General features: G+C 68.9%; 24 protein-coding genes and 1 tRNA gene. 16 read left to right on the forward strand and 9 right to left on the reverse strand.

Annotated features, from left to right (window positions below; all coding sequences use genetic code 11):
* Positions 1-83 precede the first annotated feature (83 nt).
* Positions 84-764, forward strand: coding sequence for an ABC transporter permease (locus tag DWQ67_RS09230; protein WP_407645805.1), 681 nt, complete (start codon positions 84-86; stop codon positions 762-764).
* 2 nt (positions 765-766) lie between these two features.
* Positions 767-1,771, forward strand: a complete 1,005-nt coding sequence (locus DWQ67_RS09235) for a glycine betaine ABC transporter substrate-binding protein (protein ID WP_121485317.1) — start codon at positions 767-769, stop codon at positions 1,769-1,771.
* Positions 1,772-1,811: 40 nt separating this feature from the next.
* Here the strand turns inward: DWQ67_RS09235 and DWQ67_RS09240 are convergent, their stop codons facing one another.
* Entirely contained in the window at positions 1,812-2,441 is a 630-nt protein-coding gene (locus DWQ67_RS09240) for a DNA-3-methyladenine glycosylase I (protein ID WP_121485318.1), read from the reverse strand.
* 179 nt (positions 2,442-2,620) lie between these two features.
* Here DWQ67_RS09240 and DWQ67_RS09245 point away from each other — a divergent pair, with 179 nt between their 5' ends.
* The gene (locus DWQ67_RS09245; protein WP_233556016.1) at positions 2,621-3,040 is read left to right on the forward strand and encodes a VOC family protein; all 420 of its coding nucleotides are present in this window, start codon (positions 2,621-2,623) and stop codon (positions 3,038-3,040) included.
* Between the two features lie 58 nt (positions 3,041-3,098).
* Here DWQ67_RS09245 and DWQ67_RS09250 read toward each other — a convergent pair whose 3' ends face one another.
* Genes DWQ67_RS09250 through DWQ67_RS09260 form a run of 3 tightly spaced genes read right to left on the reverse strand, consistent with a single transcriptional unit; the run spans position 3,099 to position 6,248 of the window.
* Positions 3,099-3,734: a malonic semialdehyde reductase gene (locus DWQ67_RS09250; protein WP_233556017.1), complete on the reverse strand. Its 636-nt coding sequence runs from the start codon at positions 3,732-3,734 to the stop codon at positions 3,099-3,101.
* The gene (locus DWQ67_RS09255) at positions 3,731-4,408 is read right to left on the reverse strand and encodes a MarR family winged helix-turn-helix transcriptional regulator (RefSeq protein ID WP_233556042.1); all 678 of its coding nucleotides are present in this window, start codon (positions 4,406-4,408) and stop codon (positions 3,731-3,733) included. Before DWQ67_RS09255 ends, DWQ67_RS09250 begins: the two co-directional genes overlap by 4 nt.
* Positions 4,392-6,248, reverse strand: a complete 1,857-nt coding sequence (locus DWQ67_RS09260) for an MDR family MFS transporter (protein WP_233556018.1) — start codon at positions 6,246-6,248, stop codon at positions 4,392-4,394. The genes DWQ67_RS09255 and DWQ67_RS09260 overlap by 17 nt, the downstream gene beginning before the upstream one ends.
* A 330-nt stretch (positions 6,249-6,578) precedes the next feature.
* Between DWQ67_RS09260 and DWQ67_RS09265 the strand changes: the two genes are divergently transcribed.
* Together DWQ67_RS09265 and DWQ67_RS09270 are read left to right on the forward strand one after the other, a co-directional pair.
* Complete coding sequence (locus tag DWQ67_RS09265) at positions 6,579-7,226, forward strand: DUF2637 domain-containing protein (protein ID WP_199712670.1); 648 nt, start codon at positions 6,579-6,581, stop codon at positions 7,224-7,226.
* A 265-nt stretch (positions 7,227-7,491) separates the two neighbouring features.
* A complete protein-coding gene (locus DWQ67_RS09270; RefSeq protein ID WP_233556019.1) occupies positions 7,492-8,286 on the forward strand; it encodes a FadR/GntR family transcriptional regulator in 795 nt (264 codons plus the stop codon).
* Positions 8,287-8,346: 60 nt separating this feature from the next.
* Here DWQ67_RS09270 and DWQ67_RS09275 read toward each other — a convergent pair whose 3' ends face one another.
* Complete coding sequence (locus DWQ67_RS09275) at positions 8,347-9,336, reverse strand: NUDIX hydrolase (RefSeq protein WP_121485322.1); 990 nt, start codon at positions 9,334-9,336, stop codon at positions 8,347-8,349.
* A 111-nt stretch (positions 9,337-9,447) separates the two neighbouring features.
* On the opposite strand from DWQ67_RS09275, the gene DWQ67_RS09280 reads away from it, so the two are divergent.
* The 6 genes from DWQ67_RS09280 (at position 9,448) to DWQ67_RS09305 (ending at position 15,713) form a co-directional block, all read left to right on the forward strand.
* Positions 9,448-9,801, forward strand: a complete 354-nt coding sequence (locus DWQ67_RS09280) for a bifunctional 3-phenylpropionate/cinnamic acid dioxygenase ferredoxin subunit (protein WP_121485323.1) — start codon at positions 9,448-9,450, stop codon at positions 9,799-9,801.
* Entirely contained in the window at positions 9,798-11,237 is a 1,440-nt protein-coding gene (locus tag DWQ67_RS09285; protein WP_121485324.1) for an NAD(P)/FAD-dependent oxidoreductase, read from the forward strand. Before DWQ67_RS09280 ends, DWQ67_RS09285 begins: the two co-directional genes overlap by 4 nt.
* A 164-nt stretch (positions 11,238-11,401) precedes the next feature.
* A complete protein-coding gene (locus tag DWQ67_RS09290) occupies positions 11,402-11,860 on the forward strand; it encodes a MarR family winged helix-turn-helix transcriptional regulator (protein ID WP_147433658.1) in 459 nt (152 codons plus the stop codon).
* Positions 11,861-13,129 carry an MFS transporter gene (locus tag DWQ67_RS09295; protein ID WP_121485326.1) on the forward strand — a complete coding sequence of 423 codons (1,269 nt, stop codon included), beginning with the start codon at positions 11,861-11,863 and terminating at the stop codon, positions 13,127-13,129.
* A 188-nt stretch (positions 13,130-13,317) separates the two neighbouring features.
* The gene (locus DWQ67_RS09300; protein ID WP_121485327.1) at positions 13,318-14,613 is read left to right on the forward strand and encodes an MFS transporter; all 1,296 of its coding nucleotides are present in this window, start codon (positions 13,318-13,320) and stop codon (positions 14,611-14,613) included.
* Between the two features lie 56 nt (positions 14,614-14,669).
* Entirely contained in the window at positions 14,670-15,713 is a 1,044-nt protein-coding gene (locus DWQ67_RS09305; RefSeq protein WP_121485328.1) for a YeiH family protein, read from the forward strand.
* 793 nt (positions 15,714-16,506) lie between these two features.
* Here the strand turns inward: DWQ67_RS09305 and ald are convergent.
* A complete protein-coding gene (ald, locus tag DWQ67_RS09310) occupies positions 16,507-17,625 on the reverse strand; it encodes an alanine dehydrogenase (protein ID WP_121485329.1) in 1,119 nt (372 codons plus the stop codon).
* A 196-nt stretch (positions 17,626-17,821) separates the two neighbouring features.
* On the opposite strand from ald, the gene DWQ67_RS09315 reads away from it, so the two are divergent.
* From DWQ67_RS09315 to DWQ67_RS09325, 3 genes are all read left to right on the forward strand, one after another.
* Positions 17,822-18,316: an Lrp/AsnC family transcriptional regulator gene (locus DWQ67_RS09315; protein WP_233556020.1), complete on the forward strand. Its 495-nt coding sequence runs from the start codon at positions 17,822-17,824 to the stop codon at positions 18,314-18,316.
* A gap of 183 nt (positions 18,317-18,499) precedes the next feature.
* Complete coding sequence (locus DWQ67_RS09320; protein WP_233556021.1) at positions 18,500-18,760, forward strand: helix-turn-helix domain-containing protein; 261 nt, start codon at positions 18,500-18,502, stop codon at positions 18,758-18,760.
* Between the two features lie 96 nt (positions 18,761-18,856).
* Positions 18,857-18,929 (forward strand) — tRNA-Ala (locus tag DWQ67_RS09325).
* 72 nt (positions 18,930-19,001) lie between these two features.
* Here DWQ67_RS09325 and DWQ67_RS09330 read toward each other — a convergent pair.
* On the reverse strand, positions 19,002-19,634 hold the full coding sequence (locus DWQ67_RS09330; RefSeq protein ID WP_121485330.1) for a hypothetical protein: 633 nt from the start codon (positions 19,632-19,634) through the stop codon (positions 19,002-19,004).
* Positions 19,635-19,819: 185 nt separating this feature from the next.
* Here DWQ67_RS09330 and panC point away from each other — a divergent pair, with 185 nt between their 5' ends.
* Positions 19,820-20,668, forward strand: coding sequence for a pantoate--beta-alanine ligase (gene panC / locus DWQ67_RS09335; protein ID WP_121485331.1), 849 nt, complete (start codon positions 19,820-19,822; stop codon positions 20,666-20,668).
* 130 nt (positions 20,669-20,798) lie between these two features.
* On the opposite strand, the gene DWQ67_RS09340 is transcribed toward panC, so the two are convergent.
* A complete protein-coding gene (locus DWQ67_RS09340; RefSeq protein WP_121485332.1) occupies positions 20,799-21,602 on the reverse strand; it encodes an SDR family NAD(P)-dependent oxidoreductase in 804 nt (267 codons plus the stop codon).
* Positions 21,599-22,450 (reverse strand): 3-methyl-2-oxobutanoate hydroxymethyltransferase, encoded by an 852-nt coding sequence (gene panB / locus DWQ67_RS09345; protein ID WP_121485333.1) that lies wholly within the window; start codon positions 22,448-22,450, stop codon positions 21,599-21,601. Before panB ends, DWQ67_RS09340 begins: the two co-directional genes overlap by 4 nt.
* 339 nt (positions 22,451-22,789) lie before the next feature.
* On the opposite strand from panB, the gene DWQ67_RS09350 reads away from it, so the two are divergent.
* A complete protein-coding gene (locus DWQ67_RS09350) occupies positions 22,790-24,301 on the forward strand; it encodes a phytoene desaturase family protein (RefSeq protein ID WP_121485334.1) in 1,512 nt (503 codons plus the stop codon).
* Positions 24,302-24,356 lie beyond the last annotated feature (55 nt).

Consider the following 24,356-nt stretch of genomic DNA (forward strand, 5'->3'; position numbering starts at 1 on the left):
CGGGAAGCCTGAGCGCACTCGATGCCTCCCAGCCCAAGAAACCCTCCGGGTGGGGCTCGCTGATGCTGCAGATCGGCGTCTTGATGGTGCTGATCGTGGCGCTGTTCATCTGGATGTCGGTGGCGCCGCTCACCACCGTGGAGCGCACCACCTTGGCCCCGGACGCGCTGTGGGGCATGACCCTGCAGCACCTGTCCTTGACTGCGGTGGCGGCCATCATCGTGCTGATCATCGCGGTGCCCTTGGGCATCCTGCTCACGCGTGGGCCGCTGCGTAAATTCACCGGTGCGGTGTTGGCCATCGCCAACATCGGTCAGGCGGCGCCCGCCGTCGGGCTGGTGGTCTTGTTGGCCTTCTGGCTGGGCTTTGGCTACTGGGCCGCCGTGGTGGCCCTGGTCGCCTATGCGATTCTGCCCGTGCTGCGCAACACCATGGTGGGACTTGAAGGGGTGGACCAGCGCCTCGTGGAGGCCGGTCGGGGCATGGGCATGAGCGCATCCTCCGTGCTGTTGAAGGTGGAGTTGCCGCTCGCCGTCCCCGTCATGCTCTCAGGAATCCGCACCGCGCTGGTGCTGCTGGTGGGTACCGCCACGCTGGCCACCTTCATCAATGGCGGCGGCCTTGGCCTGCTCATCATCACCGGCGTGAACCTCTCGCTCATGAACGTGCTGGTGGTTGGCTCGCTGCTTGTGGCGCTGCTGGCACTGGTCATCGATTGGTTGGGGCGCGTGGTTGAGCACGTGGCCCGCCCGAAGGGACTGTGATCATGAAGATCCCCTCCATCCAGAATCATCGACGCCGCGCCGCGGCGGGAATCCTGGCCATCGCCGCCGTGGGCCTGGCCGGCTGTGGGCTTCAGCCCGCCGCCGCCTACGTCCCGGAGGCCGGGCCGGGCAGCCTGCAGGTGATTGACGGCGCCGAGAGCACCAAGGTCACCGTCACCAGTAAGCAGTTCACCGAGCAACAGATCATGGGCAAGATTGCCGTGCTCACCGCCAAGGCCTCTGGCTTTGAGGTGGGGGACCTGTCCAACGTGCCCGGCTCCCAGCCCGCCCGCGAGCTGATCGCGACCGGCCGTGCGGATGTCATGTTTGATTACACCGGCACCGCCTGGCTCACCTATTTGAAGCATGAGACGGGCTACCCGGATCAGAAGAAGCAGTGGCAGGTGGTCCACGATCAGGATCTGGACAACGGCATCACGTGGGGCGCGCCGGCTCCACTGGATAACACCTACGCCTTTGCCATCAAGGCCAGTAGCCAGGACAAGCTCAAGGGCATCACCAAGCTCTCGCAGATTGCCGACCTTCCGGTCAAGGACAGGACCTTCTGCGTCGAGTCCGAGTTCAACTCCCGCCAGGACGGCTTCACGCCCATGCTGGCCAAGTATGGGTTGAAGCAGGGTGCGGCGGACGGCGTGCCGACCAGCAACGTGTCTGTGCTGGATACGGGCGCCGTGTATGAGGCCACCGCCCAGGGTGCCTGCAACTTTGGTGAGGTTTTCACGACAGACGGCCGCATCAAGTCGCTGAACCTGACGGTGCTGGAGGATGACAAGAAGTTCTTCCCGTCCTACAACGTGGCGCCGCTCTTCCGCACCGAGCTGGTGCAGAAGTACCCGCAGCTGGAGGCCAACTTCGCGGAGGTCGCGAAGAAGATGAACAACGAGACCTTCATTGAACTCAATCGGAAGGTGGACGTTGACGGCGAGGAGCCGGCAGACGTTGCCTTCGATTGGATGGTCAAGCAGGGATTCATCAGCGCTAAGTAACGCCAGCGCACGGCACCACCCGCCAGGGCGGTCGGACTCGTCAGAAGACGGGGCTGGCCGCCCTGCTGCCGTCCGGGTTCCAGAGCCCGGAGACCCCGCGCCGGTGGCTACCGACCAGGTGGGTGTCCACCATGCCGATGGCCTCCATGAGCGCAAACATGGTGGTGGGACCCACAAAGGCAAAGCCGCGGCGCTTGAGCTCCTTGGAGAGCGCCACGGATTCCTCCGAGGTGGAGGGGACCTGGTCAAGCCTCAGTGGCACCGGCGTGCGTTCGGGGCGGAAGGACCAGATCAGGGCGGGCAGGCCCTCTTGCTCCCGCAGGGCTAGCGTGGCACGGGCGTTGGTGATGGTCGCGTCCACCTTGCGCCGGTTGCGCACAATCTCCGCGTCCGTCATGAGCCGCTCCACGTCCGCGTCGCCGAAGGCAGCCACGGCGTCCGGATCAAAACCGGCAAAGGCCTCGCGAAAGGCAGGCCGCTTGCGCAGGATGGTGGACCAGGACAGGCCAGACTGGAAGGCCTCCAAGCTGAGCCGTTCAAACAACCCCGTCTCAGAGGTGACGGGCACGCCCCACTCCGAGTCGTAGTAGGCGCTCATGAGGGCGTTTCCGTTGCCCCAAGGGGTGCGGTCAAGCCCATCCGGCCCGGTGGTTGCGGCGCTCTTATCCATGGCCCAACTCTGTCACGGGCCGGCGGGAGGGGCCCGTGGAGGGGCGGCGGCTGTGCAGGACACGCCGCGACGGTGCCCTCTGGGACCAACTGTGAGGGACGGCCCCTAGTGAGTGTCGGCCCTCTCTGTCACTCTGTGATGAGCGCCACCCGCCGGGCGGCCCTACGCAGGGAGTCATCGTGAACCCCACCGACCACATGTGCCCGTACCTCAGCTATCGCGATTCCGCACGGGAGGTCATGGACTTCTACGCCTCGGTGTTTGGCGGGGAGGTCTCCCGCTCCACCTTCGGCGAATACGGCATGGGTACCACCGAGGAAGAGAACGCCAGGATCATGCACAGCCAACTGGTGGTGGACGGCAAAACGCTGCTGATGGCCGCGGATACGCCGGACTCCATGGAGGTTGCGCCCTCCACGACCACCCTGTCAATCTTTGGCGGGGCCGCGGAAGGCGCCACGTTGCGCACGTGGTGGGCCGCCCTGACAGAGGGCGGAACCGTGGCGCAACCGCTGGAACCCGCGCCCTGGGGAGACTCCTTTGGCCAGGTGACTGATCGCTACGGGACCCCCTGGTACTTCAATATCGGCACGCAGTAAGGGGTAGGGGCGCCGCCGGGACCTCCCCGCCGGCGCCCGCCGTGATGGCCACCGCGGATCAGAGCGTCAGGGTCTGTTCCTCAAAGCTCAGCCGGCCCTGGCGGTCGCGGTACCCCGCGCCGTCGGCCGCCGGGTGCCCCAGGTTGACGACCGCAAAGGAGTGCCAGCCCTTCTCCGCCAGGAACTCGCGATCCACGCCGGACTTGTCAAACCCCGACATGGGACCAACGTCCAGGCCGTTGGCGCGCGCCGCGAGCAGGAAGTAGCCGGCCTGGATGTGTGCGCTCATTTGCGCCATGCCCGTGCGCAGCGGCTCGTTCGCGGCAAACTCCGCCTGGGAATCCAACCGGAACGGCGCCAACGTGGCCAGGTGCTCGTGCCAGTTCACGTCATAGGCCAACACCGCGCTCAGCGGGGCGGCCAGCGTCTTGGCGCGATTGGGCTGGCTCATCAGCGCGCCAAGACGCTCACGGGCCTCCGGGCTGCGCACCCACAGAATGCGCAGGGGCTGCGTGTTCATGGCCGTGGGCGGCATGCGCATCATCTCGTGGATGGCGCGTTGCTGCTCCTGCGTCACCGGCGTTGGAGCAAAGGCTGCCGCCGTATGCGCGCCGGTAAAAAGCTGCTCGACGGCGCCCGAATCCAGTTGGGCGCGTGCGGCGCGTGCCGCAGTGGTCGGGGATTCGATGCTCACCGTGTTCCTGCTTCCGTGGGTGGTTCTGGTGCGGCGGTGGGCGGGTCAACGGACATCTCCACCCCCGTGGGATCTGGCCAGGGCCCGTTGAGCTTGAGCAGGAGTTGCGCCAACTGCTCCACCTGGGAGATGTCCCAGGTCCGCAGCCGCTCCTGCACCTCGCGGCGCTGCTCCCGCCCGGTCTCCCGGTAACTGTCCGCCGCCTCAGTGGTGGGGTGGATCCGCTGGAGACGGGCGTCTCGAGGGTCGGCCTCGCGGCGGATGAAACCCACCTCGTCCAGCCGTTTCAGCGAGCGCGAGACCATGGACTTGTCAGAGGCCAACAGCTCCGCGATCTCGCGGGAGGTCAGGCCCTGCACCTCGGTGGCGGCCTGATCGTGATGCCACAGGGCGCCCACGACCTTGAAGTCAAAGGGCAACAGGTCCGGGTGCATCATGGTGGCCCGCATGCGCATGGACCGCCTAGCCCCAGCAACCATGCGCGCAAACTCCTGCTCCACGGCAAAGATCCCGCGCTCGTGCGGAGTCAATTCCGCCTTGGGATCCGGCCCCATGGGGGTGGAGCGGTGTGCGGCCCCATGGGGGCCACACACATCGCTGTCCACCTGATCCGCGGGGTGCGCGGCGCTCGCCGCAGGTGTGGCGCTTGCTCCGGAATTAGGCGTGGCGGCCATGATGCTCACGACCGTCAGTCGGAATCTCCTGTGCTGCCTGCTCCTGGTCCGTACCGGGGGCAGCGTCGCCCCCGGTGAGGGGCGCGCCATGACTGGACCCAGCGTCGTCGGGCAGGGCACCCTGACCGGTATCAGAGCCGGCCATCGCGGCACCCGTGGCGGCGATCGGGGAGGCAAGCACGGGCTCGCCCTCAGCGGGCTGCTCCTGCTCCGCGTCCGCACGCTCCGAGCGCGTCTGGTGAGAGAGCGAGAGGTTCGGCAGGAAGATGACCGCGATCAGCGTGACAAGCGCCAGCGGCGCGGCCAGCAGGAAGACGTGCGCCAGGGCGTCGCCGTAGGCCCACTCGAAGATGGGGCGAATGGTCTCCGGCATGGAGGCCGGGGTCGGCAGTTGGCCGGAGGCGACCATCTCGTTGAAGGCCTTGGCAGCGGCCGGATCCGACTTCTGCAGCTCCACCGCAGCGTTCTGGAGGTCCGCCTGGCGCTCGCCAAGCAGGCTCGGCAGACGGTTGGCCAGCATGGCACCCAACCATGAGACACCGATGGTGCCGCCGAGGGAGCGGAAAAAGGTCACCGCGGAGGAGGCGACGCCCAGCTCGCGCGGGCTGACGGCGTTCTGGACCACCAGGACCAGGTTCTGCATCACCATGCCCAGGCCGGAACCCATGACGAACATGTAGAGGGCCACGAGCCAGTAATTGGTGTCGTAGTGGATGGTGCCCAGCAGCGCCAGGGAGGCGGTCAGGAGCGCGGAACCGAGGATCACGTAGCGCTTCCACTTACCCGTGCGGGTAATCAGGGCGCCCACCACGGTGGAGATGATCAGCAATCCGGCCATCATCGGGATGGTCATGACGCCGGCCATGGTCGGCGTGGCGCCGCGGGCCATGATCATGTACTGCGAGAGGTAGACGGCAGCGCCAAACATGGCCAGGCCCACGGAAATGGAGGCCACGACCGCGAGCGTAAACGTGCGGTTCTTGAACAGGCCAAGGTCAATCAGGGGCTCCTTGACGCGGAGCTCAGTGATGACAAAGGCGAGCAGCAGGATCGCGGCGCCGCTGGTCATCCAGACGGTCTCCGGGCTGGCCCACTTAAAGGACGCCGTGGCGGCGTCTCCGGCCATGGAAACCCAAATCAGCAGCAGGGAGACGCCCGCGCCAAGGAAGACGATGCCGAGGTAGTCAATGCTGACCTTGCGCTTCTCCAGCTTGGGCAGGTGCAGCGTCTTCTGCAGCAGGTACAGGGCGGCCACCGCGAAGGGCACGGACACAAAGAAGTTCCAGCGCCAGCCCATGCCGTCCGGGGTCAGGCCACCCATGTTGTCGGTGATCCAACCACCCAGGAGCGGGCCACCCACGGTGCCCACGGCCATGACGGCGCCAAAGAGGCCCATGTAGCGCCCGCGCTCACGCGGGGAGATGATGTCCGCCATGACGATCTGGGAGAGAGCGGCCATGCCGCCGCCGCCCAGGCCCTGGAAGACGCGCATGGTGATGAGCATCTCCGGGGAAGAGGAGAAGCCGGCCACGGCGGAGGAGGCCACAAAGATGATCAGCGAGATCTGCAGCAGCATCTTGCGGTTCACCAGGTCAGCGAGCTTGCCCCAGATCGGGGTGGAGACCGTGGTGGCGAGCAGCGCGGCCGTGATGACCCAGGTGTAGTCAGCCTGCGAGCCGTTGATGTCGTGCACAATCGTGGGCATCGACGTGGAGACAACCGTGTTGGCGATCATCGAAACGAACATGCCAAGCAGCAGGCCTGAGAGGGCCGTGAGCACCTGGCGGTGAGTCATGGGGGCGACCTTGGGGGAGGCCGCCAGGGGTGGTGCAGACGTCATGACGTCCTTTCAAAAAGGCGTGCCGAGGCGCGTGGTCTCGGTGGAGAAGTGGTTGCTTGACGTCAACGGTACGCCGATGGTTGCGTAACGACAACTAACGTGATGGGGGTCGCATGAGAAATATGTTGGGGCTCCGGCGTGCCCTGCGGGGCGCTGGCGGGGCTTCTGCGGGGCGCTGGTGGGGCCGGCCGCCGCGGCACCCGACCGCGGCACTGGGAGCAGGCTCACGTCTGCGCCCTGCGCCTGAGTCGCTAAAATGATCACGGCAGGCGCGCGAACTCAGCTTCGCTCAGCCCAGCCAACCCCCCATGATTTGGAGAGATACCCCGCATGAGCACCACAGCGCCACGCAACGAGCCCTCACTGGGCGTCCTTTGGACGGCCGTCGCCGCCACCGTCGTGATCGCGGTGGGTGCATTTGTGCTCTCCTTCGCGGCCCTGACTGACTTGGCGCAACGCTCCGGCATCGACACCAGCCTGGCGTGGATCTGGCCCATCATTGTGGACGGCATGATCGTGGCGGCGACCGTCGCCATCGTGGCCCTGAACGGTCACGACCGCCGCGCCATGGTCTACCCCTGGTCGCTGCTCTTTTTTGGCGCCATTGTCTCCACCGCGGCCAACTCCGCCCACGCCATCCTGACCGTGGGTCAGATGCAGTCTGAGATCCCGCCGCTGGTTTCCGCGCTGGTGGCGGCCATGCCTCCCGTGGTGCTCCTGGCCATCACCCACCTCACCGTGCACATGTACCAAAAGCGCGCAGAGGTGATTCAGGAGCGCCAGCGCATCGAGGAGGAGCGCCTGCAGGCGGACCAGGATTACTACCGCGAGTTGCAGCTGCGCAAGGCCTCCGCCCAGGAGGCCATGGCCCGCGCCGTGCTGGAGGGACAGGACCCCGCGGTCCAGGCCTCCGAGCTGGCCCACCTCGACGACGAGCTCCTGGCGCTGCAAGAGGCCCTGAGCCCCATCAACGGCTAGAGTCGCCTGGCCGGGCCGGCGGTTTGGTCCCGTCCCAGGGGCCGGACGTCCTCGAGAGGACCGGTCATTCCCGACGGAACTGGCCGCCGGATTCCCGTTCAGGGCCCTCACGGCCCAAGATAGAGGCATGACTATGGCGTCAGCACCTTCCCCCGGGCCGGATCGTACCCCCGGCAGCGCCCCTCAGCGCACCCCCGGCCATGCCCCGGACCAGTCGCCTGAGCCCCCTCGTGGGGCCGGTGCCGGGCCGGAGAGGGAGCCGGAAGTGGGAACGGAAGCGGAAACCGAAACGGAACTGGGCCACGGCGAATCCCCGTTCCAGGGCCGGGCCCATCAGCGCGTCTTGGACTGGGTGGAGGCACAGCTGCGTGCCGGCCAGCTGCGCATCGGCGATCAGCTCCCCGGCGAGCGAGCCCTCGCGGAGACGCACGGCATCTCCCGCGCCAGCGTGCGTGATGCCATCCGGACTCTGGAGGTCATGGGGTTGGTGCGCACCTCCACCGGCTCCGGCCCGCGTTCCGGCGCCGTGCTGATTTCTCGCCCGGCCAAGGGCATCTCCAACATGTTGCGTCTGCACGTGGCCAGCTCAGGCCTGGAGGTGGAGGACGTGGTGGAGGTCCGGGCGCTCCTGGAGACCTGGGCGGCCACCGTGGTGGACTTCAACGAAATCCCGGATGGTGGCCGCGAGATCCTGGTCGAGGCCGCGGATTTGTTGGAGATGATGGACGACGCTGACCTGACGCGGGCGGAGTTCCAGGCGCTGGACACCCGCTTCCACGTGTTGCTGGCCAAGCTGGCAGGCAACAACGTCCTGGACGCGATCATGGCCTCGCTCAAGGACGCGATTGGCGACCTGGTTTCCGCCTCCGTTGATGACAACGCGACCTGGGAGCCCATCGCCAAGGTGCTGCGCGGCCAGCATCGCGAGATTTTCCACGCGGTGCAATCCGGCGAGCACCAGCACGCCGCCAACCTGCTGCGCGAGCACATCGAGTGGTTCTACTCCCACACGAGCGATCAGCGCCCAGGCGAGGCGGAGCACCCGCCGCGCCTGGTCTAGTGGCGCACTTGGGGACGCGCGGGAGGGTGCGCCCGGGGGGTTCGCGGCTAGGGCTTGCGGCTAGGGCTTGGCCCGCGCCGCGACGGCCGCCTGGGCCTGACCGGCGGCCTTCCCGTACGCCTCGGCGCCCCAGAAACTTGCGACGACGCGGCCGTTGACCCGCTCCAGGATGGGTTGCGTGATCCCGCTGGCGCTCAGGCGCAGAGCCTGCTCGACGCTGCTCGCTTGGCTCAGGCGCTCAAGCTGCGCCCAGGTGGGCGGCATGAGGAAAAGATCCCCAGCCGCGAAGCGCGCCAAGGCTGCCGCCGGCGTGATCCAGAAGGACCGGGCTGACTCGGTGGTCTCGCCGTCCGCCTCTTGCCCGTGCGGCAGCGCGGCCACAAAGAAGTGGGTGTCGTAGCGGCGTGGCTCGCCCTCCGGCGTGACCCACCGATCCACCTCTCGCAGCCCGGCCAGGTTCGGGACCAGGCCGCGGCGGCTCAGGACCGCGCTCAGAGAGCTGCGGTGGGCGGAGAGGTCCTCGCGATCCTGGGGCTCAACCCAGCCGCCGCCCGGTGCGGGGACGGCCAGCAGCACCCCACATTCCTCGTAGCTCTCACGCAGCGCCGCGGAGACCACGGCGCCCGCGCGCGTGGCCTGGTCCGCAACGAGGGGGTCGTGGCGCAACACCAACTCCCCGCCGTCCTGGCCCCAGAGGCGGGAGTCCTCGTAGTCGCTCGGGTCCACGGACCCGCCTGGGAACACGGCGGCCCCGGAGGCAAAGGCCATGGTGGAGGCGCGCACCTGCATGAACACCTCGACGCCTGCTGCGCCGTTGTCGCCGCTGTCGCCGTCGCTGCCGCCGCCTACGTCGGCGCTCCTGGCCGCCTGGCGCACAAGCAACACGGTGGCTGCGTCCTTCACGGGCCGCGGGCCCAGATTCGGAGACGGCGCCACCGGTGGGGCCTTTGGCGTGCCGACGCCGGAAGGCGCGGCCGCGCTGGATGCCTGCCCACCGCCGTCGGGCATGGCCGCCGTGCCGTGTGCCGCCTGCGTGCCCTGCTGATCCATGCTGCTGCCTTTCGACGCGAGTGCGCTGCTCCGCCGAGTCTAGGCGGCCCGGGCGGTAGCGTTGGGGGTAGTCAGGCCCGCGTGGAGCGGGCGCGCGCGCGAAGGAGTGGCATGGCCCAGGTCTTGGACATTGCAGGCAACGACGACATCCCCGAGGGCGAGGCCGTGGTGGTCCCCGGCGAGGACAACGAAACGGGCAAGGACATTGCCGTTTTCCACGCGGAGGATGGCGAATTTTATGCGTTGGATGACAATTGCACGCATGAAACGGCGTCGCTCGCGGACGGGTGGATCGAGGGCGACCGGGTGGAATGCCCGCTGCATGCCACGGAGTTCTGCCTGCGCACGGGCAAGGTGATGTCGCTCCCGGCCACGGAGTCCACGTTCACGCACAAGGTGGAGGTCGTGGACGGCCGTGTGCTGCTGCACCCGGGCGAGGCCGTGTCTGACGCGGTGCGCAAGTGAGCTCCGGCGAACCCACTCAGGCCGGGGCAGGGCGCCCGACGCCGCCGGAGTCGGTTCTGGTGATTGGCGGCGGTCCCGCGGGATACACCTTCGTGGACCAGCTGCGCCTGCGCGGCTACCGCGGCGAGCTGACGCTCGTGGATCCGGACGGCCTGCCGATGGACAGGCCGCCGCTGTCCAAGGAGTTTTTGCGCGGGGCCATGAGCCGCGAGGAGCTGCAGTTCCGCGATCAGGCCTGGTACGACGAGCGCCAGATCACCGTGATTTCAGGACGCGTCGTGGAGATCAGCGGAGTGCGCCGCGGCGACGACGTAGCCGTGTGGGAGGTGGAGCTGCAGGGTGAGGTGGGTGCCGATGGCCGTGAGCAGTGGGGGCCCATGCACCGTGCCGAGGTGGTGGTGCTGGCCACCGGCACCGGGCCGGTGGCCGCCGTCAGCGAAGGCGCGCTCCTGGAGCGGGTCATCCACCAGTTCTACTCGGTGCACGAGGCCCATCTGCTCCGCAAGCTCATGGTCCCCGGGGCGCGCTTGACCGTCGTGGGCGGCGGGCTGGTGGGCGCAGAGGTGGCCTCGGTGGCGCTGGAGCGCGGCGTTGTTGTGACGCTGGTAAATAGCTCTGGCCCCGCGGCGCACCGCTCCTTTGGGAAGGTGGCCGCGGCGCAGTTGGAGGATGCGCACCGCGAGCGTGGGGTGGACGTGGTCCAGGGGCAGGTGCTGCGACTCACGCAGCTTGAAGGGCAGCCGGGTGCCGGTGGCGTTGACGAGGTGACTGGCGTTGACGGGGTGACTGGCGCGGGTGGCACACCTGGCGCGGGCGGCAGGGCCGTGCTCGTGGAGCTCGCCGACGGGCGCTCCTGGGAGGCGGACCTGGTGCTGCAGGCCACCGGTGCTGCCCCGCAGGACGAACTGGCGCTGAACGTGGGCGCTGAGGTGGCGCCGCGCTTCAACGTGAGCGGAGGCAACGAGGCGCGTGGTGGCGGAGGCGTGCTGGTGGACTCCACCGGCCGCACCTCGGTCCCCAACCTCTGGGCCATTGGCGACGTGGCGCGGCGCAGCGACGAGAAGGGTGCACCGCTGACCTGGAGCGGCCACTGGGAGGCGGCCATGCACTCCGCCGAGGACGCCGCGGCCGCACTCCTGGGCCAGTCCCCGGAGGAGCGCGGCGCCAAGTGGTTCTGGTCCGACAGGCACGGGCAGCACATCGAGGTGGTCGGCGACCCCACGGCGGGCCGCGTGATCACGCGCGAGGATGAGCGCGGAGTGCGCGGCGTCTTCTCTCTGGGCGAGGCCGGCGAGCTGCTGGGTGCCGTCACGTTCGACGACGCTCGGCTGGCCCGGGCGGCACGCAGGCTGATCGACCGCGGGCGCGAGGTGGACGCCGCCGCACTCGCCGATCCGGAGGTCTCGGCTCGCGACCTGGTGCGCCCGGCCCGCTGATCCCCTGGGTTGGTGAGGATCCCCCGGCGTCCGCGGTCCGGTTTTCCACCGCCTTTTCGCCCCAGGACCGAGCATTGTTCGGGTGTGGGCCCAAAACCCGGTGGAGAATCGCCCGCCCCATCTTAGTTCACCAAGTTATATAACCTGGTGATACGATTGCCCACGTGACTGAGACAGTTCCCCCCGCAGGCGAGGTGATCGCCGCACTCCTGGGCCGCATGTACGTGCTGAACCGCATCGCGTCCTCGCGCACGCCCGGCGGCCACTCGCCGTCCTTCTACCGAACCCTGGGGCTCCTAGCGGATCGCGGAGGGCGCCGCATTGGCGACCTGGCCGTCGCCGTCCACGTGAGCCAGCCCGGCATGACCAAGATTGTCCGCGCCCTCGAGGCAGACTCCCTGGTCAGCCGCGCCCCGGATCCGGCGGATTCGCGGGCCACGCTCGTCTCCCTCACCGACCTGGGCCGCGCGGAAATTTCCCGCCGCGGACGGGAAGTGGCAGAGCACCTTCTGCCGGACTTCGCCCCGCTGACAGAGGGCGAACGCCGCACACTTCAGGACGCCGTCGACATCCTGACACGTCACATGCCTGGGGAATCGACGGTCCCCGTGGAGGAGCAGTAAATGAGCGTCGAAACTGGCGAAGAACTCGCCAAGTTCAACGAAAGCAAGAAGCACGGCGGGGACGGCTGGTGGAAGCAGCCCAAGACCGTATGGGCCGTGGCGTTTGCCGCGATGGTCTCCTTCATGGGCATTGGCCTGGTGGACCCGATCCTGCCGGCCATCACCGAGCAGCTCAACGCCACCCCCTCTGAGGCCTCGCTGCTCTTCACCTCATACCTCTTTGTGACCGCGATCGCGATGTTCTTCACGAGCTGGGTCTCCGCCCGCCTTGGCACCCGCAACACGCTGCTGCTTGGCCTTGGCCTGGTGATCGTGTTTGCGTTGGCCTCCGGCCTGGCGCCCTCGGTGCCGTGGATCATCGGCTTCCGCGCCGCGTGGGGGTTGGGCAACGCGCTCTTCCTCTCCACCGCGCTGGCCACGATCATCGGCGAGGCGCGCACGGTGGACGGCGCCATCATCTTGTACGAGGCCGCGCTGGGTGTTGGCATGGCCGTGGGACCCCTGGTGGGCGGCGCCCTTGGCAGCATCTCCTGGCGTGCGCCGTTCATCGGCACGGCCGTGCTCATGGCCGTGGCGTTCACGACCATCGCCGTGCTGCTGCGCTCCACCCAGACGCTGAAGGGCAACATGCCGTTCTTCGCGGGCTTCGCGGCGCTGCGCAAGGCACCGCTGCTCTCCTTTGGCCTGATCGCGTTCTTCTACAACATGGCGTTCTTCGTGATCCTGGCGTGGACCCCGTTCCCGCTCGGTTTCAAGGCCATGGGCATTGGCCTGGTGTTCTTTGGTTGGGGCGCGGCGCTCGCGATCACCTCCGTGTTTGGCGCCCCGGCGCTGACGGCGCGCATGAAGCGCACCACCGTGATCGGTTGGGGCCTTGGCGCCCTGCTGATCTGCCTGGTGCTCAGCGCCCTGCTGGTGCACTCCACGGTGGGGCTGATCATCATGATGATCGTCTCCGGCCTGGTGCTCGGCATCATGAACACGGTCCTGACCGAGTCCTCCATGGAGTCAACGGACCTGCCCCGCCCCGTGGCCTCCTCCGCGTACTCCGGCATCCGCTTCCTTGGCGGCGCGATTGCCCCGCCGCTGGCCTCCACGATCGCCGCCTCCACCGGGCAGGCGGGCTCGCCGTACCTGTTTGGCGCGCTGGCCGTGGTGGTGGCGCTGGTGCTGTTCTTCTGCCTGCGCGGCCCGCTCTCCGCCGCCAACCACGCCCCGGCGGAGGACGAGCTTGAGCAGGCCGAGGCCCTGATCGGCGACGCCAACTAGCGCTGATTCCACACCCCCTGCCCGACGGCGCCCCGGACCTTTCGCGGTCCGGGGCGCCGCTGCGTCGGGGCACCTTCTCAAACCCAGCGCAACGGTGACGCAACGTCGGCACCCGGCCACGCGTCGTCGGGCAGGTGATACCCGGCCCCATGCCCGCGGTGACACGCCGAGTGGCTAAGATTCCGCACATGAGTCAGCAGCCCGCCGAGGAATCCGTGCACCCGCCGAGCGCCGGGGTGTCCGCGGCCCTCGCGGAGCCGACGCAGAAGGTCAAGACCCGCTGGATCATGGGCGTGGCGCTGGTCAGCGTGGGCGTGAACACCGCCATCTTCGCCACCCTGAACCAGCTCATGCCGCTGCAGGCCGTGGCGATCGCGGGGGAGGGCGGCAAGGAGGGTGCGCTGTCCCTGGCCGGGACCATCGGCGTGCTGGTTGCGATGGTCGTGAACCCGCTGGTGGGTGCGCTCTCTGATCGCACCACCTCGCGCTGGGGGCGGCGCACGCCGTGGATCCTGGCCGGCGCCGTGCTGGCCACCGGATTCCTGCTGCTCACCGGAGGCGCCACCAACCTGGCCGTGCTGTGCCTGGCGTGGGCGGGCGCACAGGCGGGCCTGAACACCATCATGGCGGCCATCACCGCCACCGTGCCGGACCGCGCTCCTGTGCGCCAACGCGGGCTGGTGGGCGGCGTGGTGGCCACTGGCATCACCATGGGGATCCTGCTGGGCTCCGCCATCGGCATGCTGATCGGTGGTGTGGTGTGGGTGGGATACCTGCTCGCGATCGCCGCGCTGCTGGTCTTCCTGATTCCGTACCTGCTCCACCGCGACGACCCGGTGCTGCCCCGCTCCGAGGTGCCCCCGTTCCAGTGGGGAGAGTTCCTGGCCGGCTTCTGGGTGAGCCCGCGCAAACACCCGGATTTCGCCTGGGCGTGGGTGGGCCGGCTGCTCATGATGACCGCCACGCAGCTGACCATCGTGTACCTGCTCTTCTACCTCTCCGACGTGCTGCACCACCCCCAGCCCGCCTCCGGCGTCTTCATGCTGACCGCCGTGTTCGCCTTCGGCACGCTGATCTGCGCTGGTGTGGCGGGCAAGCTCTCCGACCGCACCGGCCGGCGCCCACTCGTCGCCGCCTCCAGCGCGCTCATCGCCGTGGCCGCGATCCTCATGGCCTGCGCGCCCCTCTTTGGGTCCAGCAACTACCTGGTGGCGCTGATCGCCGCGGGCATCCTGGGCCTGGGCAACGGCGCCTACCTTGGCGTGGACTTTGCCCTCCTGACCCAGGTGCTGCCCACCGCCAGCGCCAGATGCAAGGACATGGGCATCATCAACATCGCCGCCTCACTGCCGCAGATCTTTGCACTGGGGCTGGCCTGGGTGGCCGTCAGCTACCTGGGTGGGTACACGGTGCTCTTTGTGGGCGCTGGCGTGATTGGCCTGCTCGGCGCAGCCTCGGTGTACCGGATCAAGTCGGTCAGGTAATCCCGCCTCTGCGGCGCGGTTAACGCGTGCGGGCCACTTCGCGCCAAGATGGACCCATGCCAAGCAGCGCTGATCACCCCACGCCGTCGACCCCCGTGACCGCGGCCAGGCCCGCCTCGTTCTGGCCGGGGCTGCTGGTCTGCGCGGTGATCGGCGCCGCGTGCATTGGCCTTGGCACCGTGATTCCGGGCCTGAGCGCCATGCTGGTGGCCGTGATCCTCGGTGCGCTCTGGCGCAACCTCATCCCCGTGCCGGCGGTATTGGAGCCTGGCATCGCCCTGGCCGCCAAGCGCGTGCTGCGCTGGGGCGTGGTGCTGCTTGGGCTGCAACTCTCCCTGCCCGCCATTCTTGCGCTTGGCCCGGGCGTGCTGCTGATCTGCATCGCCGCCGTGGCCCTGGCCTTCTTCGCGACGCTGATCCTGGGGCGCGTCTTGAAGGTGGATCCCGAGCTGACCCTGCTGATCGCCGCCGGCTTCTCCATTTGCGGTGCGGCGGCCGTGGCCGGCGTCCAGGGGGCCGTGCGCGCCTCGCAGGAAAAGGTGGCGGCAGCGGTGGCGTTGGTGGTGCTCTTTGGCACGCTGATGATCCCGATCATGCCCGTGCTCGTGGCGGCCCTGGGCCTGGGCGCGGGCGACGGCGGAACGCTCATCGGCGGCGCCACGCATGAGGTGGCGCAGGTGGTGGCCGCAGCCGGAATCGCCGGGGGCGGGGCGTTGCTGGCCGTGGCCGTTCCCGTGAAGCTGGCCCGAGTGGTGCTCATGGCCCCGGTGGTCCTTGGCGTCTCCCTGGCCCGGCGCCGCGGTGAGTCCGTGCCAGCGGGCGGCAAGCGTCCGCCGCTGGTTCCGCTCTTTGTGGTGGGCTTTGTACTCATGGTGCTGGTGGCCACGACCGGGTGGGTGCCCGCGCCCGTGCTTGACGTGGCCAAGACCGCGCAGCAGTTCCTGCTGGCCACCGCCATGTTTGCACTGGGGCTCGGGGTGAACGTGAAGTCGCTCATCAAGCTGGGCGGGCGGCCCGTCCTCCTGGGGCTGTGCAGCACGCTGGTGATCGTTGCCGTGGTGCTGGTGGGCATCGCCTGGGGAGGCGGGGCGCGGATCTGAACCGGGCGCCGTCGGGCAGGGGGGCGCGGGTCTGGACCGGGCGTCGTCGGGCAGGGGTGGTCCTGCGTGCCATCTCATGCGACACCTGCCACCTGAGACGACAAACGCCACCTCGCGTGGTCCCGCGTGCCATCTCATACGACAAATGACGTCGTGGAAGACGGCTTTTGTCGTATGAAGTGGCAGTCCGCGCTCGCGGTCTCGCCAAGCCCGCCCCCACCCGCCCGCAGACGCGCCGAGGCCCCTGGGGAGGCGGGGAGCGGGTCTGAGCCGGGCGCCGTCGGGCAGGGGTGGTCCTGCGTGCCATCTCATAAGACACCTGCCACTTGACACGACAAACGCCACCCCGGGTGGTCCCGCGTGCCATCTCATACGACAAATGACGTCGTGGAAGACGGCTTTCGTCGTATGAAGTGGCAGCCCGCGCTCGCCGTCTCGCCAAGCCCGCCCACACCCGCCCGCAGACGCACCGAGGCCCCTGGGGGGGCTGGGCGCGGGTCTGGACCGGGCGCCGTCGGGCAGGGGTGGTCCCGCGTGCCATCCCATACGACACCTGCCACCTGAGACGACAATCGCCACCCCGCGTGGTCCCGCGTGCCATCTCATGCGACAAATGACGTCGTGGAAGACGGCTTTTGTCGTATGAAGTGGCAGTCCGCGCTCGCCGTCTCACCAAGCCCGCCCACACCCGCCCGCCCACGCCCGCCCACGCCCGCCCACACGCGCACAGAGGCCCCGATCCGCGGACGGATCGGGGCCTCGGCGCATGCCGCCGCACGGGGCGGATGCGGGACTAGTTGCTGGCCAGCACGTCGTCCGTGGAGAGGTACTCGTAGCCGTGCGCGTCCGCGACCGGCTTGTAGGTGACCTTGCCCTGGTACGTGTTCAGGCCCTCGGCGAAGCCGGCGTCGCTGCGCAGGCCGGCGGCCCACCCCAGGTTCGCGATCTTGAGCGCGTAGGGGAGGGTGGCGTTGGTCAGCGCGGCGGTGGAGGTCTGGGGGACCGCACCGGGCATGTTGGCCACGCAGTAGTAGACGGCGTCGTGGACCAGGAACGTGGGCTCGGCGTGCGTGGTGGGGCGGGAGCCCTCGAAGCAGCCGCCCTGGTCAATGGCGATGTCCACGAGCACGGAGCCCGGGCGCATCTTCTCCACCATGTCCAGCGTGACGAGCTTGGGGGCTGCGGCGCCCGGGATCAGCACGGAGCCGATCACGAGGTCCGCGTCCGCGACCAGCTCGGTGATGGCCAGCTTGGAGGAGGCCATGGTCTTGAGGCGGCCGTGGTGGATGGCGTCGATCTCCTTGAGACGGGCCAAGTTGATGTCCACGACGGTCACGTCCGCGCCTAGGCCGGCGGCGGCCACGGCGGCGTTCTCGCCGGCCACGCCTGCGCCGATCACCACAACGCGGGCCGGGCGGGTGCCGGGCACGCCGCCCATGAGCACGCCGGAGCCGCCGTTGGGCTGCTGCAGGGTGACGGCGCCGATCTGTGCGGACAGGCGGCCTGCCACCTCAGACATGGGGGCCAGCAGCGGCAGGGTGCGGCCGCGGGTCACCGTCTCGTAGGCGATGGAGGTGGTGCCGGCCTTGATCAGCGCGTCCGTGCAGGGCTGCGAGGCGGCCAGGTGCAGGTACGTGAAGAGGACCTGGTCGCCGCGCAGGCGGTGGTACTCCTCTGCGATGGGCTCCTTGACCTTGAGCAGCAGGTCGCCCTGCGCCCAGACCTCATCCGCGGTGTCCAAAATGGTGGCACCGGCGGTGATGTAGGCCTCGTCAGGGTTGCCGGAGCCAATGCCGGCGCCCTTCTGAACAAAGACATCGTGGCCGTGGTGGACCAGTTCGGAGACGCCGGCCGGGGTCGCGGCCACGCGGAACTCGTTGTTCTTGACCTCGGTTGGGACACCGATCTTCATGGGAACTCCTTGACGTGCTGTGGTCCGACGCCGGTCCGACATCGTTGTTGGGCTTACCTCCAGAATAGAAACTCCTGCGGTTCGCGTGAACCGTTTCCGTAGAATCATCGGGGCTAGGCTGGAAAATGGAAGTTTATTGCGGCATCAACGTGTGTGAGGGTGGTCACAGGTGAAGGATCTGCGGGAGAGTAAAGAGTTGGATTCAACCGACGCGCACCTGCTGCGACTGCTGGTGGAAGACTCGCGGCGCACCAACGCCTCCCTCGCCGCCGAGCTCGGGATTGCCCAGTCCACCTGCCTGGCCCGCCTCAACGCCTTAAAACAGCGCGGCATCATTCGCCGCTTCACGGTGGACGTGGAGCCGGCCTCCCTTGGCTCCGCCCTGCAGGCCCTGATCTTTGTGCGGATCCGGCCGGGGGCGCGCCACTTGATGGCGGACTTTGGGCACAGCATGCGCCAGGCGCCCGGCGTGGCACAGGTGTTTTTCCTGGGCGGCGATGAGGACTTTGTGCTGCACGTTTCCTTGCGGGACGCCCAGGATGTGCGCGATTTTGTGGTGGAGCACCTCTCCGCGCATCCCGCCGTGACCAACACCCGCACCTCCTTGGTCTTTGAGCATCTGCGCGGGAGCGAGCCCTGGGCGCGGCCAGGCGCTGTGCGTGCCGCCGCCCGGGAGGCGCCGCGGGCGTGAGTACTTTCACGGCCCCTGCCCGACGGCGCGTGGTTGCGTCGCGCTGCGACGGCGCGGTCTCGGCGCGGTCGCGGACCGGTGGCGGCGCTGGGGCGCTGGGGCGCTGGCGCGCTGGAAGGGGCGCTGTCCACAGGATGAGCGCCCGGCCCGCGGGGGGCGTGGCGCGGCACTAGAATCGGGCGCATGGAAACCCCACGCTTCATGCGCCTCGAGGACGTAGCCGAAGAGCTCGATTTCAGCCCGGCTGCCACTCGCAAGCTCCTGAATGACGGAGACCTGAAGGGCATTAAGGTCGGCGGGAGGGGCATCTGGCGCGTGGAACGCAGCGAGTTTGAGGCCTACATTCAGCGCTTGTACGTCGCGACGCAGCGGTCCATCGAGGCGGAGAGCGCGCCGGAACTGAAGAAGCAGGACCAGGAGCAGGAACAGGATCAGGAGCGCTGATCTGGCGGCGAGCTGCGAAGTCGCGGGGGCGTTTTGGAGTTGGCCGCCGGCAGGCGGTACGCTGATCCGGTACCGCCGCGAGGCGGAACACCGTGCGGGGCTTTAGCTCAGTTGGTAGAGCGTTTCGTTCGCAATGAAGAGGTCAGGGGTTCGATTCCCCTAAGCTCCACGGAGAAAGAACCCGGGGTCCATATGGACCCCGGGTTCTTTTGTTGAGCGGAAGTGTTGTGAGTGCGAGTGACTACTGCTTCAGTTCCGACACCGCCGCGTTGAGCTGCTGCAGGGCGGCGACCAGGTTCTTGGTCTTCTCGACGCAGGTGGAGGTCGTCGGGTTGTCGGCGCAGTTTTCCTCCGTCCACGACTTATGAATCAATGCGGCGGTATTGGCCTGCCCGGTCACCTTCTCCACCTTCGGGGTGAGGTCGGAGGGCTCTTTGCCGAGATAGCTGACCCCGCCTTCGGTGAAGGAATCAACCATTTTCTGGTTGAAGTTTCGGAGGTGGGTGATTCCCAAGAGGACAGCGAGGCCGCAGTCCGAACTGCTGTCCACGCTTTCCGCCGTGACTTCACATGCGTCGGTCTTCCACTTCTCATCCCATTCGGCGAGCGGGGCCCCGGCCGTCTCTGCCCACGCCTTGTAGGCCGCAGCGGTATCCGTGCTTGCGCCGTCAGTCCCGGTGGTCGCGCTCTCGTCGGTCCCGGCGCTCTCATCGATTCCGGTGCTTTCGCTGGCACCGTCGGTGCTCGCTGGCTCCGACTGGGAAGAAGAAGCCGCTGAAGAGCTGGCAGGAGTTGGTGTGGTGGAGGTGCAGCCGACGAGGGCAAGGAGCGCTACTGCGCTCAATGAGGTCAGTGCAGCGAGGCGGCGGGGCATGATGTCTCCAAGGGTTTCGACAGGACTCGTGGGTGTATCTCACCACATTCTGTGCTGAGTGGGCCAATATGTCCACCGATGGGTTAAATTTCTCCGCCGCCGTCGAGCACCGAAGAAGCACTAAACTCTTCCGAGTCGCTTGCCGCCCGCGCAGGCGAGCACCGGCGTCGGAGGCAGGGAACACCATGGAGCTCGTGGAGAGCATCGAAGCGCTTCGCGCCCAACTAGGTAGCGCCCGCGTGTCCGGGCGGCGCATCGCGCTGGTTCCCACCATGGGAGCGCTGCACCAGGGGCACCTGTCGCTCATCCGCCGGGCCGGCGCGGACGGCTCCCTGGTGGTGGTGTCCGTCTTCGTGAATCCCACGCAATTCAACGATCCAGCGGACCTGGCCAAGTACCCGCGCCGCACCGAGCAGGACGCCCGGGACGCCGCCGCGGCCGGCGCCGAGCTGGTCTTCACCCCCACCGCCGCGCAGATGTACCCGGACGGCTTCAATACCTCGATCCGCGTCGGCGGCGTGAGCGAGCGCTGGGAGGGCGCCTCACGCGGGGCCTCCCACTTTGACGGCGTGGCGCTGGTCGTCACCAAGCTCCTCGGCATCGCGGGCCCGGACACCGCGTGGTTTGGCGCCAAGGACGCGCAGCAGCTCGCCGTGATCCGGCGGGTCAGCGCGGACCTGAATCTGCCGGTCCAGATCCGCGCTGCGGAGACAGTGCGCGACGACGCGGGGCTGGCCCTCTCCTCCCGCAACGCTCTCTTGGCGGAACAGGATCGCGGCGCGGCCCTGTCGCTGGGGGCGTCGTTGCGCGCGGCGGCGGACGCGGTGCGTGTGGGGGAGCGGGACGCGGCGGCGCTCACCGCCCGCGCGCTGGACACCTTGACGGATGCCGGTGCGCGGCCCGAGTACTGGGCCGTGGTGGACCCGGTCAGCTTCGAGCCGCTGGAGCGCGTGGAGGCAGGGACGCCGGCCCTGGCCATCGTCGCGGCCTACGCGGGCGCGGTTCGGCTCATCGACAACCTGCGCCTGGCCTGAGCGGCCTCCCTCCTCAGGAAGGTTTGCGCCTCAATGTGTGCGGATGCAGTCCCCCTTTGGGGTGCATCCGCACACATCGGGGCGCAAAGCACCCAGCCGCAACGCGCACGGGCTGCGCCTGCGCCGCCGCCTAGAAGAGGGTGGAGAGACCGCCGTCCACCAGCAGCGACTGCCCGGTGATGTAAGAAGAGCGCGGCGAGGCCAGGAAGGCCACGGCCTCAGCGATCTCCTCCGGCCGGCCCCAGCGTCCCAGCGCGGTCCGCGTGCGCACGACCTCTGACATCCGGGGGTCGGTGAGCATGTGCAGATTGGATTCCGTCGCCGTTGTCCCGGGCGCCACGGCGTTCACGCGGATGCCGCGCGGGCCCAACTCGGAGGCGAGCGAACGGGTCATTCCCTCCACCCCGGCCTTGGCGGCGGCGTAGCCCACGTCCCCGGCCCGGCCCCGCACGGCGGCCAGCGAGGAGATGTTCACGATGGTCGGCGCGAATCCGCCAGCAGCACCAGCACCATCCCCAGCAGGATCAGCCGGCGCCCACCCCTGATGCAGCGCCAAGAATCGTCGCACCACGTCATACGCCGCGACCAGATCCGCCTGGATCAGCGCGGAAAAGTCCGCGGTATCCAGCCGGTCCACTCCCCGCCGGTCACGCACACCCACGTTGTTGACGAGCACGTCCGGAACCCAGCCGTCCGCGCTCAGGGAGCCAAAGGCGCGGTCCAAATCCGCGCCCACCGTGACGTCCGCGACCAAGCCGCGCGCAGCAACGCCGTCGGACACGAGGTCCGCCACCACCGGCTCAAGCCGCTCCGCGGAGCGTCCGCCCAGCAGCACGCGCGCGCCGCGGGTGCCCATGAGCCGGGCGCAGGCCAGCCCAATGCCCTGGCCGGCGCCCGTCACCAGGACGGTGGCGCCGGCAAACTCGGCGCTCACGCCTCAGATTCCTGCGGTTCCTGCGAAGCCCGTGCCAGCACCTCGGGGTCCATGCGTGAGCCGTTCCCCTCCGCGGGGAACGTGCCGGCGGCAACCTCGGCGACGTACTCATTCAGGGCGCCGCGCACCTCTTGGCCCAGGGTGCGGAAGCGGCGCGTGTGCTTGGGGACAAACTCCTCGTACAGCCCCAGCATGTCGTGCCAGACCTGCACCTGGCCGTCGCACTCCGGCCCGGCGCCGATGCCGATGGTCAAGATGTCCAGCCGCCGGGTGACCTCCGCGGCCAGCTCCGAGGGGACCAACTCAAGGACCACGGCCCAGGCGCCGGCGGCCTGCAATGCCAGGGCATCGGCGATGAGCTGACGCGCCGTGGACTCCTCGCGGGCCTGCACCCGCGTCCCCAGCGTATTGACGGACTGCGGCGTGAAGCCGAGGTGGCCCATCACCGGAATGCCGGATTCCACGAGCCGCCGCACCGTGGCCGTCCGGTGGGCGCCGCCCTCCACCTTGACGGACTGCGCGCCCGTCTCCGCGAGGATGCGCGTGGCCGCCGCGACTAGCGGTTCCTCCGCGGTGGAGGAGAGGAAGGGGACGTCCACGACCAGCAGCGCGCGCTCGGAGCCGCGACGCACGGCCCTGGCGTGGTGGATCATCTCATCCAGCGTGACGGGCAGCGTGGATTCGTGGCCCATCATCACCATCCCGAGGGAGTCTCCCACCAGGATGGCGTCCACGTTGGATGAGTCCACCAGGCGCGCGCTGGTGTAGTCGTAGGCGGTGACCATGGTGATGGGGGCTGCGTCTGCGGCGCCCTTGCGGCGCTGAAGTGCGGTGATGCTGGTGCGCACGGGGCTTGCTCCTGCTCTGCTTGCGTGGCCCGCGCCCTCTGTTTCAGGCGGCGCGGGGCCGGGTGCGTGGGCGCCCTGGGGATGGATGCCCGACGCCGCGTGGCCGGCCCCGCGGGGCCGCTCCGGCTCATGAAGCGTGCCACATGCGCAGGGCGCGGGCCAAGGGGAGCGCGTCACGGTGACGGCGGGCCGCCCTGTGAGGGACGGTGACGGCGGGCGCGCGTGTGAGGGACGGTGACGGCGGGCGCGCGTGTGAGGGACGCCGGGCCGCCCTGTGAGGGACGGCGCGCGTCAGTAGTCGGCCAACCGCCGACGCTCAGGCTGGATAGGCTTGCGCACATGACAAGCGCGGCGGTGATCGGCAGCGGGCCCAATGGCCTGGCTGCGGCGGTGGTTCTGGCTCGAGCCGGCGTGGACGTGACCGTCTATGAGGGCGCTGGCACCCCCGGCGGCGGCCTGCGCACGGTCCCGTTTGGCCCCGCGGCCGCCTCGCTTCAGGGATCGGCGGGACGCGGCACCCAGGATCGCGACGCCCAGGATCACGGCACCCAGAACCGGGCCGTGCGCGATGTCTGTTCCGCCTCCCACCCCATGGTCCTGCCCTCCCCGTTCATGAAGGCCCTGAAGATCACGCAGCGGGTGGACTACGTTTCCCCGGAGATTTCTTACGCCCACGCCCTGCGCCCCGGCCACGCGGTGGCCGCGTATCGCGACTTGGAACGAACGGCGCAGGCCCTTGGCCCGGACGGCGAGGCGTGGAAGCGTCTGCTCGGCCCGCTCGCGGCCCGCGTGGATGAGCTGATCTCCGTGGCGCTGAACCCTATGGTGCGCGTGCCGCCGCACCCGATCCTGACGGCCCGCTTTGGCTTGCGCGTGTTGGAGCAGAGCACCGCGCTGGGTGCACTGCGGTGGAAGGGGGAGGAAGCGCGGGCCCTGCTGGCCGGCGTCATGGCGCACGGCATTGTGCGCCAGCCCTCCTTTGCCGGCGCGGCCGCGGGCCTGACCCTGGCCGCCACCGCCCACGCAGGCGGGTGGCCCATTCCCTTGGGCGGGGCGCAGGTGCTGGCGACCAGCCTGCTGCAGGACATCGAGGCTCACGGGGGCAGCCTGCGCCTGGGTCGATGGGTGGAGTCCCTGGCTGAGCTGGATCAGGAGCTGATCTTGGCGGACGTCTCCGCCAAGGGGCTGGCCGCGCTGGGCGGGGACGCGTTCCCTGCCTCCTACCGCCGCTCGCTGGGGCGCGTGCCGTATGGCCCGGGCGTCTCCAAACTGGATGTGCTCTTGGATGGCCCCGTGCCGTGGGTTGACCCCCTCCTGGCCCAGGCCGCCACCGTGCACGTGGGCGGCACCGCGCGGGAAGTGAACCGCGGGGAGAACCACATCATCCGGGGTGGGTTCCCGGAGCGGCCCTTCGTGCTGGCCGTGCAGCCCGGTGTGGTGGACCCGTCGCGGGCGCCGCACGGCCAGCACGTGCTCTGGGCCTACGCGCATTCCCCGCACGGCAACGATCGGGACCAGACGCAGACGCTGCTGGGCACTTTGGAGCACCATGCGCCCGGCCTGCGGGACCGGATAGTGCACGTGCAGCACAGCTCCGCGGCGCAGGAACAGGCAGAGAATCCCAATTATGTGGGAGGCGATATCTCTTCCGGCGCCCTCTCCGCCTACCGCCTCTTTGCCCGCCCCGTGCTGGCCCGCGCGCCCTGGCGCACTCCGGTCAAGGGCGTCTACCTCTGCTCATCGGCGGCCGTCCCCGGCCCCGGCGTGCACGGGATGCCCGGCTTCCTGGCCGCGCGCACCGCGCTCGCCGACGCGGGAATCCCGCTCCCGGGAGAGTTTGTGGGCCTGTAGCGCCCGACGCCGTTCGCTCGCCTCACGCACCGACCTCACCGCGCGCCGTGGCGCC

The sequence above is a fragment of the Galactobacter caseinivorans genome, assembly GCF_003640665.1.
Taxonomy (GTDB): domain Bacteria; phylum Actinomycetota; class Actinomycetes; order Actinomycetales; family Micrococcaceae; genus Galactobacter; species Galactobacter caseinivorans.